This window comes from Variovorax sp. RCC_210 (genome assembly GCF_041355175.1).
Classification (GTDB): Bacteria; Pseudomonadota; Gammaproteobacteria; order Burkholderiales; family Burkholderiaceae_C; genus Variovorax.
The window spans coordinates 87,348-100,140 of the sequence record NZ_JBFUPJ010000003.1 but is presented as its reverse complement, the minus strand read 5'-3'; the positions used below and the strand labels follow the sequence as shown (position 1 = coordinate 100,140).

At 68.0% G+C, this 12,793-nt stretch carries 11 protein-coding genes; 6 read left to right on the top strand and 5 right to left on the bottom strand.

From position 1 onward, the window contains the following. Nucleotides 1-51 precede the first annotated feature (51 nt). Complete coding sequence (locus tag AB6807_RS12550) at nucleotides 52-948, bottom strand: LysR family transcriptional regulator (protein ID WP_371084809.1); 897 nt, start codon at nucleotides 946-948, stop codon at nucleotides 52-54. Nucleotides 949-1,047: 99 nt separating this feature from the next. On the opposite strand from AB6807_RS12550, the gene AB6807_RS12545 reads away from it, so the two are divergent. The 3 genes from AB6807_RS12545 to AB6807_RS12535 all read left to right on the top strand — a co-directional run bounded on the left by AB6807_RS12545 (nucleotide 1,048) and on the right by AB6807_RS12535 (nucleotide 4,184). After that, nucleotides 1,048-1,914, top strand: a complete 867-nt coding sequence (locus AB6807_RS12545; protein WP_371084808.1) for an SDR family oxidoreductase — start codon at nucleotides 1,048-1,050, stop codon at nucleotides 1,912-1,914. 47 nt (nucleotides 1,915-1,961) lie between these two features. Continuing rightward, nucleotides 1,962-2,663, top strand: coding sequence for an NAD(P)-dependent oxidoreductase (locus tag AB6807_RS12540; RefSeq protein WP_371084807.1), 702 nt, complete (start codon nucleotides 1,962-1,964; stop codon nucleotides 2,661-2,663). A gap of 186 nt (nucleotides 2,664-2,849) precedes the next feature. Continuing rightward, nucleotides 2,850-4,184, top strand: a complete 1,335-nt coding sequence (locus AB6807_RS12535; protein ID WP_116913906.1) for an MFS family transporter — start codon at nucleotides 2,850-2,852, stop codon at nucleotides 4,182-4,184. A gap of 20 nt (nucleotides 4,185-4,204) precedes the next feature. Here AB6807_RS12535 and AB6807_RS12530 read toward each other — a convergent pair whose 3' ends face one another. After that, entirely contained in the window at nucleotides 4,205-4,456 is a 252-nt protein-coding gene (locus AB6807_RS12530; RefSeq protein ID WP_371084806.1) for a hypothetical protein, read from the bottom strand. Between the two features lie 226 nt (nucleotides 4,457-4,682). Between AB6807_RS12530 and glgX the strand changes: the two genes are divergently transcribed. The 3 genes from glgX to AB6807_RS12515 all read left to right on the top strand — a co-directional run bounded on the left by glgX (nucleotide 4,683) and on the right by AB6807_RS12515 (nucleotide 8,512). Further along, the gene (glgX, locus tag AB6807_RS12525) at nucleotides 4,683-6,827 is read left to right on the top strand and encodes a glycogen debranching protein GlgX (protein WP_371084805.1); all 2,145 of its coding nucleotides are present in this window, start codon (nucleotides 4,683-4,685) and stop codon (nucleotides 6,825-6,827) included. A 94-nt stretch (nucleotides 6,828-6,921) separates the two neighbouring features. Next, a complete protein-coding gene (locus AB6807_RS12520) occupies nucleotides 6,922-7,347 on the top strand; it encodes a CopG family transcriptional regulator (RefSeq protein WP_371084804.1) in 426 nt (141 codons plus the stop codon). Between the two features lie 40 nt (nucleotides 7,348-7,387). Continuing rightward, nucleotides 7,388-8,512, top strand: coding sequence for a PHB depolymerase family esterase (locus AB6807_RS12515; protein ID WP_371084803.1), 1,125 nt, complete (start codon nucleotides 7,388-7,390; stop codon nucleotides 8,510-8,512). 101 nt (nucleotides 8,513-8,613) lie between these two features. On the opposite strand, the gene AB6807_RS12510 is transcribed toward AB6807_RS12515, so the two are convergent. The 3 genes from AB6807_RS12510 to AB6807_RS12500 form a co-directional block, all read right to left on the bottom strand. Then, nucleotides 8,614-9,024 (bottom strand): hypothetical protein, encoded by a 411-nt coding sequence (locus AB6807_RS12510; RefSeq protein ID WP_116913911.1) that lies wholly within the window; start codon nucleotides 9,022-9,024, stop codon nucleotides 8,614-8,616. Between the two features lie 213 nt (nucleotides 9,025-9,237). Continuing rightward, complete coding sequence (locus AB6807_RS12505) at nucleotides 9,238-10,578, bottom strand: HlyD family type I secretion periplasmic adaptor subunit (RefSeq protein ID WP_371084802.1); 1,341 nt, start codon at nucleotides 10,576-10,578, stop codon at nucleotides 9,238-9,240. Beyond that, the gene (locus tag AB6807_RS12500; protein WP_371084801.1) at nucleotides 10,568-12,787 is read right to left on the bottom strand and encodes a type I secretion system permease/ATPase; all 2,220 of its coding nucleotides are present in this window, start codon (nucleotides 12,785-12,787) and stop codon (nucleotides 10,568-10,570) included. The genes AB6807_RS12505 and AB6807_RS12500 overlap by 11 nt, the downstream gene beginning before the upstream one ends. Nucleotides 12,788-12,793 lie beyond the last annotated feature (6 nt).

Genomic DNA, 12,793 nt, shown 5'->3' with positions numbered 1-12,793 from the left:
CCGGCAAGTGAACGCTCGGAGTATTGCGTGTGCGAACGGCGTCCTCGAACTTCAATCGATGAACGCCGCCAGCTCGTCAGGTGACCCGGTGGGAAAGGCCTCTTTCAGGAAGTCCAGGAACACGGAGACCCGGGTGCTCAGCAACCGGCGCGACGGGTACAGCGCCCACAGCGCGATCTCGGGCCCCTCCACATCGCCCCAGTGCACCAGCTTTCCCGCGGCCAGGTCGTGTGTGACCAGCGATAAAGGCAATCGCGCGACCCCGACGCCCGCCCTCACCGCGTCGCGCACCATGAACAATGACGACAGGTGCAGCACAGGCTCCACGGCAATGCGCCTCGTGCCGGATGCGCCGGTCATCTCCCACATCGACTTCTGGTCGCCCGTGCCGCCGCCGCGCACCACCGCCGGAACAGGCACGGTGCCCTTGGGCCGCGTCAGCTCCGGCGCCGCGACCACGACGAGCCGGTCCCTCAAGAAGACCCGCCCGACCAGCCGCGCATCGGGGTCGGGGTTCACGCGAATCACCAGGTCGTAGCCCTCCTCGACCATGTCGACCGCCCGGTCCTCCGTGGTGACCTCGAGCCGCACGTCGCCGTACTTCGCGGCGAAGCCGGCGGCAAGCTTGCCCATCGCGGTTTGCGAGAAAAGCAGCGGCGCGCTCACCCTCAGCCTGCCGCGCGGCGCACCGCCGCCGGACGCGATGGCCGCCGCGGTTTCGTCGATCTCGGTCAGCAGCACGGAAGTTCTCTCGTAGAGCGCGCGCCCTTCCTCGGTGAGCTTCAGCGTGCGCGCACCACGCTCGAACAGGCGCAGGTCGAGCCCCCGCTCCAGGTCGGCGACCCGCCGCGACAGCGTGGCCTTCGGCCGCCCGGAGTCCCGGGCGGCGCGCCCGAAGCCGCCATGACGCGCCACGAGGTTGAAGTCGGTGAGGGCGAGGAAGTCCATGTGTTCCAGCAGTGAGACGAGGTGTCTAAATATAGAGGCTATCGGTCCACCCCTGGAACTTTGAAGATCGAGGCTTCTTCAACGAACCGGAGCAATTCCATGACTATCCTCATCACCGGCGCCAGCGGCAACATCGGCCGCCAGGTCGTCCAGCAACTCGTCGAACGCGGCGCGGCAGTGCGCGCGCTGGTGCGCGATCCGTCCAAGGCCAGCTTCCCCGCGGGGGTCGAGGTCGTGCAGGGCGACCTGCTGGACGTGCAGGCGCTGCGCCGTGCCCTGGCCGGCGTGTCCACCCTGTTCCTGCTCAACGGCGTGGTGCCCGACGAATTCACCCAGGCCCTGGTCACGCTGAACCTGGCGCGAGAAGCAGGAATGGAGCGTGTCGTGTACCTGTCGGTGATCCACAGCGACAAGTACCTGAACGTGCCCCACTTCGCGGGCAAGTTCGGTGTCGAGCGAATGCTCGAGCAGATGGGCTTCGGCGCCACCATCCTGCGGCCGGCCTACTTCATGCAGAACGACCTGACCATCAAGGACGCGGTGCTCGGGCACGGCGTGTACCCGATGCCCATCGGCGCCAAGGGCCTCGCGATGATCGACACGCGCGACATCGCGGAGATCGCCGCCGTCGAACTGCTGGAGCGCGACACCTCGCAGCAGTTGCCGCTCAAGCGCATCAACCTGGTGGGCCCCGACACGCTGACGGGCGCCGACGTCTCCGGCATCTGGTCCGCCGTGTCGGGTCGCGCCGTGGCCTATGGCGGCGACGACACCGCGGGCTTCGAGAAGAACCTGCTGAACTTCATGCCGGGCTGGATGGCGTACGACATGCGCCTCATGAGCGAACGCTTCCTGTCGGACGGAATGGTCCCGCAGGCCGGCGACGTGGAGCGGCTGGCGACGCTGCTGGGGCGGCCCCTGCGCTCGTACCGCGAGTTCGCTTCCGAGGCTTTCGCCTCGGCCTGAAGGGCGAGCGCCCTCGCCCCGAGCCACCTCAAGGAAAGGACCGCCTCATGATCTATTCGACTGCAACCCCCGCCGGCACCGGGCCGGCTCGCCGGCGCGTGCTGGTGCTCGGCGCCACCGGCGGCACGGGCCGGCTCATCGTCGCGCAGGCGCTGGCGCGCGGACACGACGTTCACGTACTGGTGCGCTCACCCGAGAAGCTGGAGAAGCTGGAGAAGCTGGAGAAAGCGACTGGCCTGGAAGGCGCGACGGTCACCGTCGGTGACGCTCGCGACGAGCGTGCGTTGCGCAACGCCCTGCGGGGCAGGGACGCAGTGGTCAGCGCGCTGGGCACGCCGGCCAGCCCGTTGCGGGAGGTGACGGCGCTCTCCGAGTCGACGCGCGCGCTCGTCGGTGCCATGCGGGCTGAAGGCGTCAAGCGGCTGGTGTGCATCACCGGCATGGGGGCGGGCGACAGCGTCGGGCACGGCGGGTTCTTCTTCGATCGCGTGATTTTTCCGGCGCTGTTGAAGAAGGTCTACGCCGACAAGAACCGGCAGGAAGCGCTGGTCAGGCAAAGCGGGCTGGACTGGGTGCTGGTGCGGCCTTCGGTGCTGAACGACAAGGCCTCCGGGCCGGTGGTCCGCGCCTTCACGGACCTCTCGGGCTTCCACGGGGGAACCATCGCGAGGGCGGACGCCGCGAGCTTCGTGCTGGACCAGCTGAGCAGCGATGCCTGGCTGCACCGGTCGCCGCTGGTCTCCTGGTGAACACCCCTGCGGGCGGGGCGGCTGCCGGGTCTTCTAGGTATTTACCCTTGCGTACCGATACGTAGCCCCCCGCCGGCCGGCTACGGACGACAAGCGCCCCGCCGCCGAAGAGACTCGCCGGCACGGCTCCCCGCGGCCACCGAGGCCGCGCGGCAGACGCCGCCAGAGACGACAAGGACTGCTCCCATGACCACCATCGCCAACACCGGCAGCGCCGGCGCGGACACCTCCGACGCCAACGCGCCCTACACCTTCGAAGAAAAACGCAAGCGCATCTTCGCCATCTTTGCCGCATCGTCGGGCAACCTGGTCGAATGGTTCGACTTCTACGTGTACGCCTTCTGCGCGATCTATTTCGCGCCGGCCTTCTTCCCCAAGTCGGACCCGACCGTGCAGCTGCTGAACACGGCCGGCGTGTTCGCGGCCGGCTTCCTGATGCGCCCGGTGGGCGGCTGGCTGTTCGGCCGGCTGGCCGACCGCAAGGGCCGCAAGACCTCGATGGTGGTCTCGGTCACGATGATGTGCGTGGGCTCGCTGATCATTGCCTGCCTGCCCACCTACGCGCAGATCGGCGCCGCCGCGCCCGCGCTGCTGCTGGCCGCGCGCCTGCTGCAGGGCCTGTCGGTCGGCGGCGAATACGGCACCACCGCCACCTACATGAGCGAAGTGGCCATGCGCGGCCAGCGCGGCTTCTTCTCGTCGTTCCAGTACGTCACGCTCATCGGCGGCCAGCTGCTGGCGGTGGTGGTCGTGGTGGTGCTGCAGCAGCTGCTGGACGACACCGAGCTCAAGAGCTGGGGCTGGCGCATTCCCTTCGTGCTGGGCGCCGTGGCGGCCGTGGTCGCGCTGATGCTGCGCCGCACGCTCACCGAAACCGCCAGCAACAAGACGCGCGCCGCCAAGGGCGCGGGCACCATGCGCGAACTGTTCACGCACCACAAGCGCGCCTTCCTGGTGGTGCTGGGCTACACGGCCGGCGGCTCGCTGATCTTCTACACCTTCACCACGTACATGCAGAAGTACCTGGTGAACTCGGCCGGCATGTCGATCAAGACGGCCAGCAACGTGATGACGGCCTGCCTGTTCATCTACATGTGCATGCAGCCGGTGTTCGGCGCCCTTTCTGACCGCATCGGCCGCCGCACCAACATGCTGCTGTTCGGCGCGCTGGGCGCGCTGATGACGGTGCCCGTGCTCAGCAGCCTGCAGAACGTGGCCAGCCCGCTGATGGCCGGCGTGCTGATCACCGTGGCGCTGGCGGTGGTGAGCTTCTACACCTCGATCAGCGGCATCGTGAAGGCCGAGATGTTCCCGCCCGAAGTGCGCGCGCTGGGCGTGGGCCTGTCGTACGCGGTGGGCAACGCGATCTTCGGGGGCAGCGCGGAGTACGTGGCGCTGGGGCTGAAGTCGATCGGCCACGAGTCGTACTTCTACTGGTACGTGACCGGCATGATGGCCGTGGCCTTCCTGGTGAGCCTGCTGCTGCCGAAGCAGGCCTCGTACCTGCACCACGACAAGTAAGAACAGACAAGCAAAAAGCTTCAGGGCGCGTTCGATCGCGCCCTGGTGAGCCGGCCTGCCACCAGCCCGGCCACCACGCTCCCCACGAGGGAGCCGGCAAAGGGAGAGGCCGCCAGGGCCCAGCCCGCGAGCGCGCCGACGCAGCCGCCCGCCAGCGCCCAAGCCCACACCGAACGCCGCCGCGCATACGCCGGCGAAGGCTTCTGGGCCCACATGCCGTTGGCCACCAGCCAACCGATGGCGATCAGCCACAAGATCACTGTCGTGAACAAACGCGTACTCCCTGGTGAATGGAAATCCGGCACCGTGCCGCTTCGTTCAAAGGGTAACCCGGCGGCCTTTCAAAACGCGTTCATTCGAGCGCCTTTGCCCGACATGCGCGCCGGATGGGTCCGCCGCCTACGCGCGGCTGCGCCATTGACTACCGGTGCCGCGGGCACCGGCGTGGAAACTTTGCAGCTTCCTTCTGCAACCCCCACCACGCCCTCCCCCCACACCATGGCCGACACCCCCTCCGCTGCACAGCCCCTGACCGTGCTGGAAGGCACTTCGCACCCGCTCGGGTCCACCTTCACCGGCGACGGCGTCAACTTCGCCGTGTTCTCGGCCCATGCCACGCAGGTCCAGGTCTGCATCTTCGACGAGGCCGGCACCACGCAGATCGGCTGCGTCACGCTGCCCGAGTACACCGACGAGATCTGGCACGGCTTCGTGCCCGGCCTGCAGCCCGGCGCGCGCTACGGCCTGCGCGTGCACGGCCCGTACGAACCCGAGAAGGGCCACCGCTTCAACCACCACAAGCTGCTGCTCGACCCTTACGCCAAGGCCTACATGGGCGAACTCAAGTGGGGGCCCGAGGTGTTCGGCTACACCGTGGGCCACGCCGACGGCGACCTGAGCTTCGACGAGCGCGACAGCGCCCCCTTCATGCCCAAGTGCGTGGTGGTCGACTCCCGCTTCGAGTGGACGCAGACCGACGCGCTGCGCGTGCCATGGAAGGAAACCGTGTTCTACGAAACCCATGTGCGCGGCTTCACCATGAAGCACCCGCAGGTGCCCGAGCAATTTCGCGGCACCTTCGCCGGCATGGCGCGCGACGAGGTGCTCGCGCCCATCCGCGCGCTGGGCGTGACCAGCGTGGAGCTGCTGCCGGTGCAGATGTTCCTCAACCAGTCGTCGCTGCTCGAAAAGGAGCTCACCAACTTCTGGGGCTACGACACCATCGGCTTCTTCGCGCTCGACCCGCGCTACATGGACGGCCCGCACATCGACGAGTTCAAGCACATGGTCGACCGCTTCCATGCGCACGGGCTCGAGGTGATCCTGGACGTGGTCTACAACCACACGCCCGAAGGCAACGAACTCGGCCCAACCATCTCCTTCAAGGGCATCGACAACGCCAGCTACTACCGCCTGATGCCCGATGGCGACGGGCCGGGGCCGCGCTACTACATCAACGACACGGGCACCGGCAACACGGTCAACCTGAGCCACCCGCGCGTGCTGCAGATGGTGATGGACAGCCTGCGCTACTGGGTGACGGAGATGCGCGTAGATGGTTTCCGCTTCGACCTGGCGACCATCCTGGCGCGCGAGCCGCACGGCTTCGACGAAGGCGGCGGCTTTCTCAAGAGCTGCCGGCAAGACCCGGTGCTCTCCAGCGTGAAGCTGGTCGCCGAGCCCTGGGACATCGGCCCGGGCGGCTACCAGGTCGGCGGTTTTCCGCCGGGCTGGGCCGAGTGGAACGACCAGTTCCGCGACACCGTGCGCGCCTACTGGAAGGGCGAGGAAGGCATGGCCGGCAAGCTGGCCCAGTGCCTCACCGCGAGCGGCGAGCGCTTCAATCAGCGCGGGCGCAGGCCATGGGCCAGCGTCAACTTCATCAGCGCGCACGACGGCTTCACGCTGGCCGACACGGTGAGCTACAACGACAAGCACAACGAGGCCAACGGCGAGGACAACCGCGACGGCCACTCCGACAACCGCTCGTGGAACTGCGGCGTCGAAGGCCCCAGCGACGACGAAGCGGTGCTCGCACTGCGCGCGCGCCAGCAACGCAACCTGCTGGCCACGCTGCTGCTCTCGCAGGGCACCCCCATGCTGCTGGCCGGCGACGAGTTCGGCCGCACGCAGCAGGGCAACAACAACGCCTACTGCCAGGACAACGAGATCTCCTGGGTCGATTGGGGCACCGCGGGCAACGACGCCGGCCGCGCGCTGGCCGCGTTCTCTGCGCGGCTGCTGGCCTTGCGCCGCGACCTGCCGGTGCTGCGGCGCAACCGCTTCCTGGCCGGAGCCTTCTTCGAAGACATCGGCGCCAAGGACTCGACCTGGTACACGCCTGCGGGCGAAGAAATGCAGGCCCCGCAGTGGGAAGACCCGCAAACGCGCTCCTTCGCGCTGCTGCTCGACGGCCGCGCGCCCGCCTCGGCCATTCCGGTGGCGGCGCACGACGCGAGCGTGCTGCTGGTGTTCAACGCCTGGCACGACGCGGTGCCCATCACGCTCCCCCCGCCGCCCGCCGGCGCATGGACGCTGAAGGTGGACACGGCCGATGCGGCGCTGGGCATGGAAGACGAGGCGGTGACCAGGGACGAGTACCTGGTCACGGGGCGCTCGGTGCTGGTCTTCACCAGCCAGTAGGCAGCGCAGGCGACGAAACCCGCGCCGCAAAGTCTTACAAAACCATCTCTATACCATCCCATTACCATCCATACAGATGGTGATAGGATGGCGCATGCCTGCCAAGAACCATCCAGCGCCCGCCCTCGTCAAGACGCCCGAGTCCGAGAAGATCACCATCAACATGGGCTTCGTCGACCTGGGCCACGTCGACCTGCTGGTGGCCGAAGGCTTCTACTCGAACCGCACCGATTTCATTCGCACGGCCATTCGCACGCACCTGGCCTCCCATGCCGACGTGCTGCGCCAGGCGGTGTCTCGCAAGATGCTGGTGCTGGGGCTGCAGACCTTCTCGGCCGCGGACCTCGAGGTCGTGCGCGCCGCGGGCGAAACGCTGCAGATCCGCGTGCTCGGCCTGGCCGTGATTGCGCCGGACGTGAGCGCCGCGCTGGCCACCGCCACCATCGACTCGCTCACCGTGCTCGGCGCACTGCACGCCTCGCCGGACGTGAAGAACGCGCTGGCCGGGCGCATCCGCTGAACCGAGCCAATCAATCGAATCCACCACCAGGGCCCTTCCCATGAATCCACTTTTCGCGGGGCTGATGAAAGAGGCGGCCCACCTCACACGCACCGGTCGCCTGGCCGATGCCACCGACGTGATACAGCGCGCGCTGCGTGGCGATGCCGGGGCGCATGCCGCGTCGCCGAATGCTTCGGCACCTGCATCGCCCAGCGCTAACACTGATGCCGACGCCGATGTGATCGACATCGAGGCACGCGTGATCGAAACCGACCGCAAGGCAGACGACGCACACCAGTCGCCTTCCCCGCATACATCCGACACGGCCACCGACAGCTGGACGCGCGCGAGCTTCACGCACCAGGGCCGCGCCATCGACTACATGCTCTTCGTTCCGGCGAGCAATACGTCGCAGCCCGCGTCACCCAGGCCGCTGGTCGTGATGCTGCACGGCTGCACGCAGGACGCGGCCGACTTCGCGGCCGGCACGCGCATGAATGAACACGCGCGCGCGTGCGGCGCCATCGTGCTCTACCCCGAGCAGCCGCTGCGCGCGCACGGCCAGAAATGCTGGAACTGGTTCAAGACACCGCACCAGCAGCGCGGGCGCGGCGAGCCGGCGTTGCTGGCCGCGCTCACGCAACACATCGTCGCGCAGCAGCATGCGGACGCATCGCGCGTCTACGTGGCGGGCCTGTCGGCAGGCGGCGCGATGGCCGACGTGCTGGGCCATTGCTATCCGGACGTGTACGCGGCGGTCGGCGTGCACTCGGGGCTGCCGCACGGCGCGGCGCACGACATGATGTCGGCGCTGAATGCGATGCGAACGGGCGCGCCCGTTTCGCGTGCGGCCACCGCCACCTCCTCCGTCGTGCCGCCGACCATCGTGTTCCACGGCGATGCCGACACGACCGTGCATGCGAACAACGGCCTGGCGATCGTCGCGGGCTCTGCGCCCTGCGGGACAAGCGAGGGGCAGTCGCCTTCGGGCCGACGCTTCACCCGCACGCGCTATGCGGCGTCAGCGGGTCGCGGCGAAGCGGAGCACTGGCGGGTTCACGCCGCCGGCCATGCCTGGTCGGGCGGCAGTGCAGAAGGCAGCTACACGCTGCCCGATGGCGTCGACGCGAGCAAGGAAATGCTGCGCTTCTTCCTGGCCCATCGGCTGAACGCCTCTGCCTGAACGCCTCTTCATGAACGCCTCTGCCTGAGCAGCAAAGGCGAGGCAAAAGCAACGCGCAAAAAAAGGGCGCCCGCGGGCGCCCTCGTTGCTCATGAAGCGGCTCAGCCCTTCATGGCCTTGATGTCGGCCTTGGCCTTGTCGTGGTCGGCCTTGGCCTGGTTCACGCAAGCGCTTTTGGCGTCGCCCGACTGGTCGTCGCACTTTTCCTTGGCCACGTTGTAGTTCATGGTGGCGGTTTCTTCGGCGACCTTCTTGGCGTGGCCGGCGGTGGGCTTGTAGTCTTGCTCCAGCTGGGCCTTGGCGACGTTTTCGGTGCCCTTGGCTTCCTTGTCGCACACGTCCTTGGCGTTGTCCTTCAGCGTGTCGCACTTGGCCTTGGCGACCTTGTAGTCGGCCGAGATCTTTTCCTTGGCAACCTTGTACTGGTCCTTGGTCATGCCGTCGGCCGCGTTGGCGGCGGTCATGGCGAAGCAGCTGGAAGCGATGGCGAGAACGAGAAGATGCTTTTTCATGGGATGTCCCTCATGGAGTTGATTGATCTGCGGAACCGCCCTTTGCGGCTCCAGTGCAGTCAATGTATGAACGCCGGGGTACCCCGTGGGTAGGACGGCGCCCATGCGCCGCCTAGGCGGCGGGCACGAGCAAAAGGAGGCCGCTACGTACGCGGCCCACCCCCACCCGCCATGGTCCGCGACGGCCCCGGCGCTGCCGGCCACGAGTTCCGTTCAGCGCTCGCGCAGCGCCTCGACCCGCGCGCGCATGATGGGCTTGAGCAGGTAGCTCAGCACGCTCTTCTTGCCGGTCATGATGTCCACCGAAGCGACCATGCCCGGAATGATCTGCAGCGGGTGCGCGTCCGTGCCCAGCTGGCTCCGGTCCGTGCGCAGCTTGATCACGTAGAAGCTGTTGCCCTTGTCGTCGGTGACGGTATCGGCGCCGATCTGCTCCAGCCGCGCCTTCAGCCCGCCATAGATGGTGTAGTCGTAGGCGGTGAACTTCACCATGGCCTGCTGGCCCGGGTGCAGGAAAGCGATGTCCTGCGGGCGAATGCGCGCCTCGACCAGCAGCGTGTCGTCCAGCGGCACGATTTCCACCAGGTCGCTGCCTGGCTGCATCACCCCGCCGATGGTGTTCACGAGCAACTGCTTGACGATGCCGCGCACCGGCGAGGTCACCAGCGTGCGGTTGACGCGGTCTTCCAGCGCCTTGCCGGTCGACTGGATCTTGCTGAGCTCGGTGCGCGCCTCGTTCAGCTTGGTGAGCGCATCGCTGCGGGCGCGCCCGCGGGTCTCGTCGATCTTGCGCTCGACCTCCTTGATGGCCGCCGCGGCGCGCGGAATGGCCAGCGAGGTCGCGTCCAGCTGGCCGCGGCTGTCGACCTCGGCGCGGCGCAGGCGCAGCACCTCGACCGGCGAAATCGCGCCCTCGGCCACCAGCGGCTCCGACATGCCGATTTCCTGCCGCAGCAGCGACAGGTTGTGGCCGGCCTTGCCCTGCTTGGACGACAGCTCGCGCACCTCCTGGCGGCGCTGGGCCAGCTGCTCCTGCAGGCCGGCCAGCTCGTCACCCAGCTGCTGCTGGCGGCTGTTGAACAGCTGCGTTTCGCTGTGCGCCAGGCCCGGGGCCTTGGCCGCGGCATCGGCAGGCAGCGCGAGCGCGCGGCTTTCGACTTCGGCGGTCAGGCGCTCCACGCGCATCAGCAGCGCGAGGCGGTCGGCCTCGGTTTCGCCGGCGTTGGAAGCGAAGCGGGTGTCGTCCAGGCGCAGCAGCGGCGCGCCGGCCGCCACCACCTGGCCTTCGTGCACGAAGAGTTCGGTCACGATGCCGCCCTCGAGGTTCTGGATCTTTTGCACGCGCGACGACGGAATGGCCTTGCCGTCGCCGCGCGTCACCTCGTCGACCTTCGCGAAATGGGCCCACAGCAGGCAGAACACCACGAAGGCGAACACGCCCCAGAGGGTGAGGCGCACGACGCGTGGCGCGTCTTCGGTGAGTGCCTTGCGCACGTCGGGCAGCGGCATCTTGTCGCTGGCGTGGCCACGCCGTGGCTGCTGCTTAGCTGACACTGACCTGCCCCTTCTTCAGCGCCTGCATCACGCTCTCCTTGGGTCCATCGGCCACGATGCGTCCGCCGTCGACCACCACCAGCCGGTCGACCAGCGTGAGCATCGACGGGCGGTGCGTGACCACCAGCAGCGTCTTGCCCGCGCATGCATCGGCCAGGCGCTGCTTGATGCGCTCTTCGCTGGTGTTGTCCATGGCGCTGGTCGGCTCGTCGAGCAGCAGGATGGGCGGGTCGAGCAACAGCGCGCGCGCCAGTGCCACACACTGGCGCTGACCACCCGACAGGTTCTGCCCACGCTCGCCCACCTGCAGCTCGTAGCCGTCGGGATGCAGGCTCGCGAACTCATGCACGCCGGCCAGCTCGGCGGCATGCAGCACCAGCTCGTCTTCGACGTAGCGCGCACCGAGCATCAGGTTGTCGCGCAGGCTGCCTGCAAACAGCTGGATGTCTTGCGGCACATAGCCGATGTTGTGGCGCACGTCGCCCACGTCGAGCTGCCGCGCGTCGATGCCATCCACCAGCAGGCTGCCGGCGTCCGGCCGGTACAGGCCGACCACCAGCCGGGCCAGCGAACTCTTGCCCGAGCCGCTGCGCCCGATGATGCCGACCTTTTCGCCGGGGCGAACCACCAGGTCGATGCCCTTCAGCGCCGGCTGCTGCTGGCCCGGGTAGCGAAACTCCAGCTGGCGGAACTCGATAGCGCCCTGCAGCAGTTGCCGCTTCAGCGGCCGCACCCCTTCTTCGCGCTCCTGCGGCAGCGCCATCATCTGGTTGACCGACTGCAGCGTGACGCGTGCCTGCTGGTAGCGCACCAGCAAACCCGACACCTGGGCCAGCGGCCCCAGCGCGCGCGAGCTGAGCATGTAGCAGGCAATGAGCCCGCCCATGCTCAAGTGGCCCGCCATGATCTGGTAGACGCCCAGCACGATGATCACCATGCCGGCCAGCTGCTGCAGCAGCATGGTCGCGTTCATGGCCAGGCTCGACAGCATGCGCGCGCGCAGTTCCAAACGGCCGAGCGTGCCGATGGTCTGCTCCCACTGGTGCTGGCGCTCGCTCTCGGCGTTGTGCACCTTCAGCGCATCCAGCCCGGCCAGGCTTTCGATGAGGTTCGACTGGCGTTCGGACGCCAGCGCCATGCTGCGCTGCATGGTGTCTTTCAGCGGCCGCTGCAATGCCCAGCCGATGAGCGCCACCAACGGAAACGCGAGCACCGGTATCCACGCCAGGTGCCCGCCGATGAGCGCGATCACGCCCAATATCAGCAGCGTGAAGGGCAGGTCGATCACGCTGGCCAGCGTGAGCGAGGCCAGGAAATCGCGCAGCCCCTGGAACTCGTGGATGTTCTGCGCGAAGCTGCCCACGCGCGCCGGCCGAAACTTCATCGCCATGCCGGCGATGCGCTCGAACAGCGTCGCGGAAATGACCATGTCGGTCTTCTTGCCGGCCAGGTCCAGGCACAGGCCGCGCAAGGTCTTCAGCAGCAGGTCGAACATAAACACGCCGCAGATGCCGATGGCCAGCACCCACAGCGTGGCCTCGGCCTGGTTGGGCACCACACGGTCGTACACGTTCATCACGAACAGCGGCGTGCCCAGGCCGATGAGGTTGATCAGCAGTGTCGCGGCCACCGCATCGACATACAGCCAGCGCGAGCGCTTCAGCGTGTCGCGAAACCACGAGGCCGTGCGCGGCACCAGCTCGCCGTGGCTGAAGTCGAAGCGGTGCCGCGGCTGCGCGAAGAACACCTGGCCGCTGAACTGGGCGTCCAGCAACTCGACGCTCACGTTGGCCTCGCCGCCTTCGCTCTCGCTGGGCATGATGCGCGCCCTGCCCTCGCCTTCCCAGCCGAGCAGCAAGGCGCTGCGCCCGCCTTTCAAAAGCAGCAGCGCGGGCAGCGCCAGCGCCGGAATGTCGCGCAGACTGCGGCGCAGCCAGCGGCCCTGCAGGCCGGCACGCGCGGCCGCGCGCGGCAGCAGGTCGGTGCTGAGCCGCTGCATCGGCAGCGGCAGGCCTGCCGTCAGCATGCCGCGGCTCACGGGCTTCTGGTGCAGCGCGCACAGGGAGAGCAGGCTGTCGAGCAGCGGGTCGTCGTGACGTTCGCGGGGGTCGCTGCGTGGGCCGTCACGTGGGTCATCGCGCGGCTCTTGGCGTGGGTCGTGGCGGACCGGTGCTTGCGGCGCGATGGCGACCAGGGTTCCTTCGTTCATGAAAGG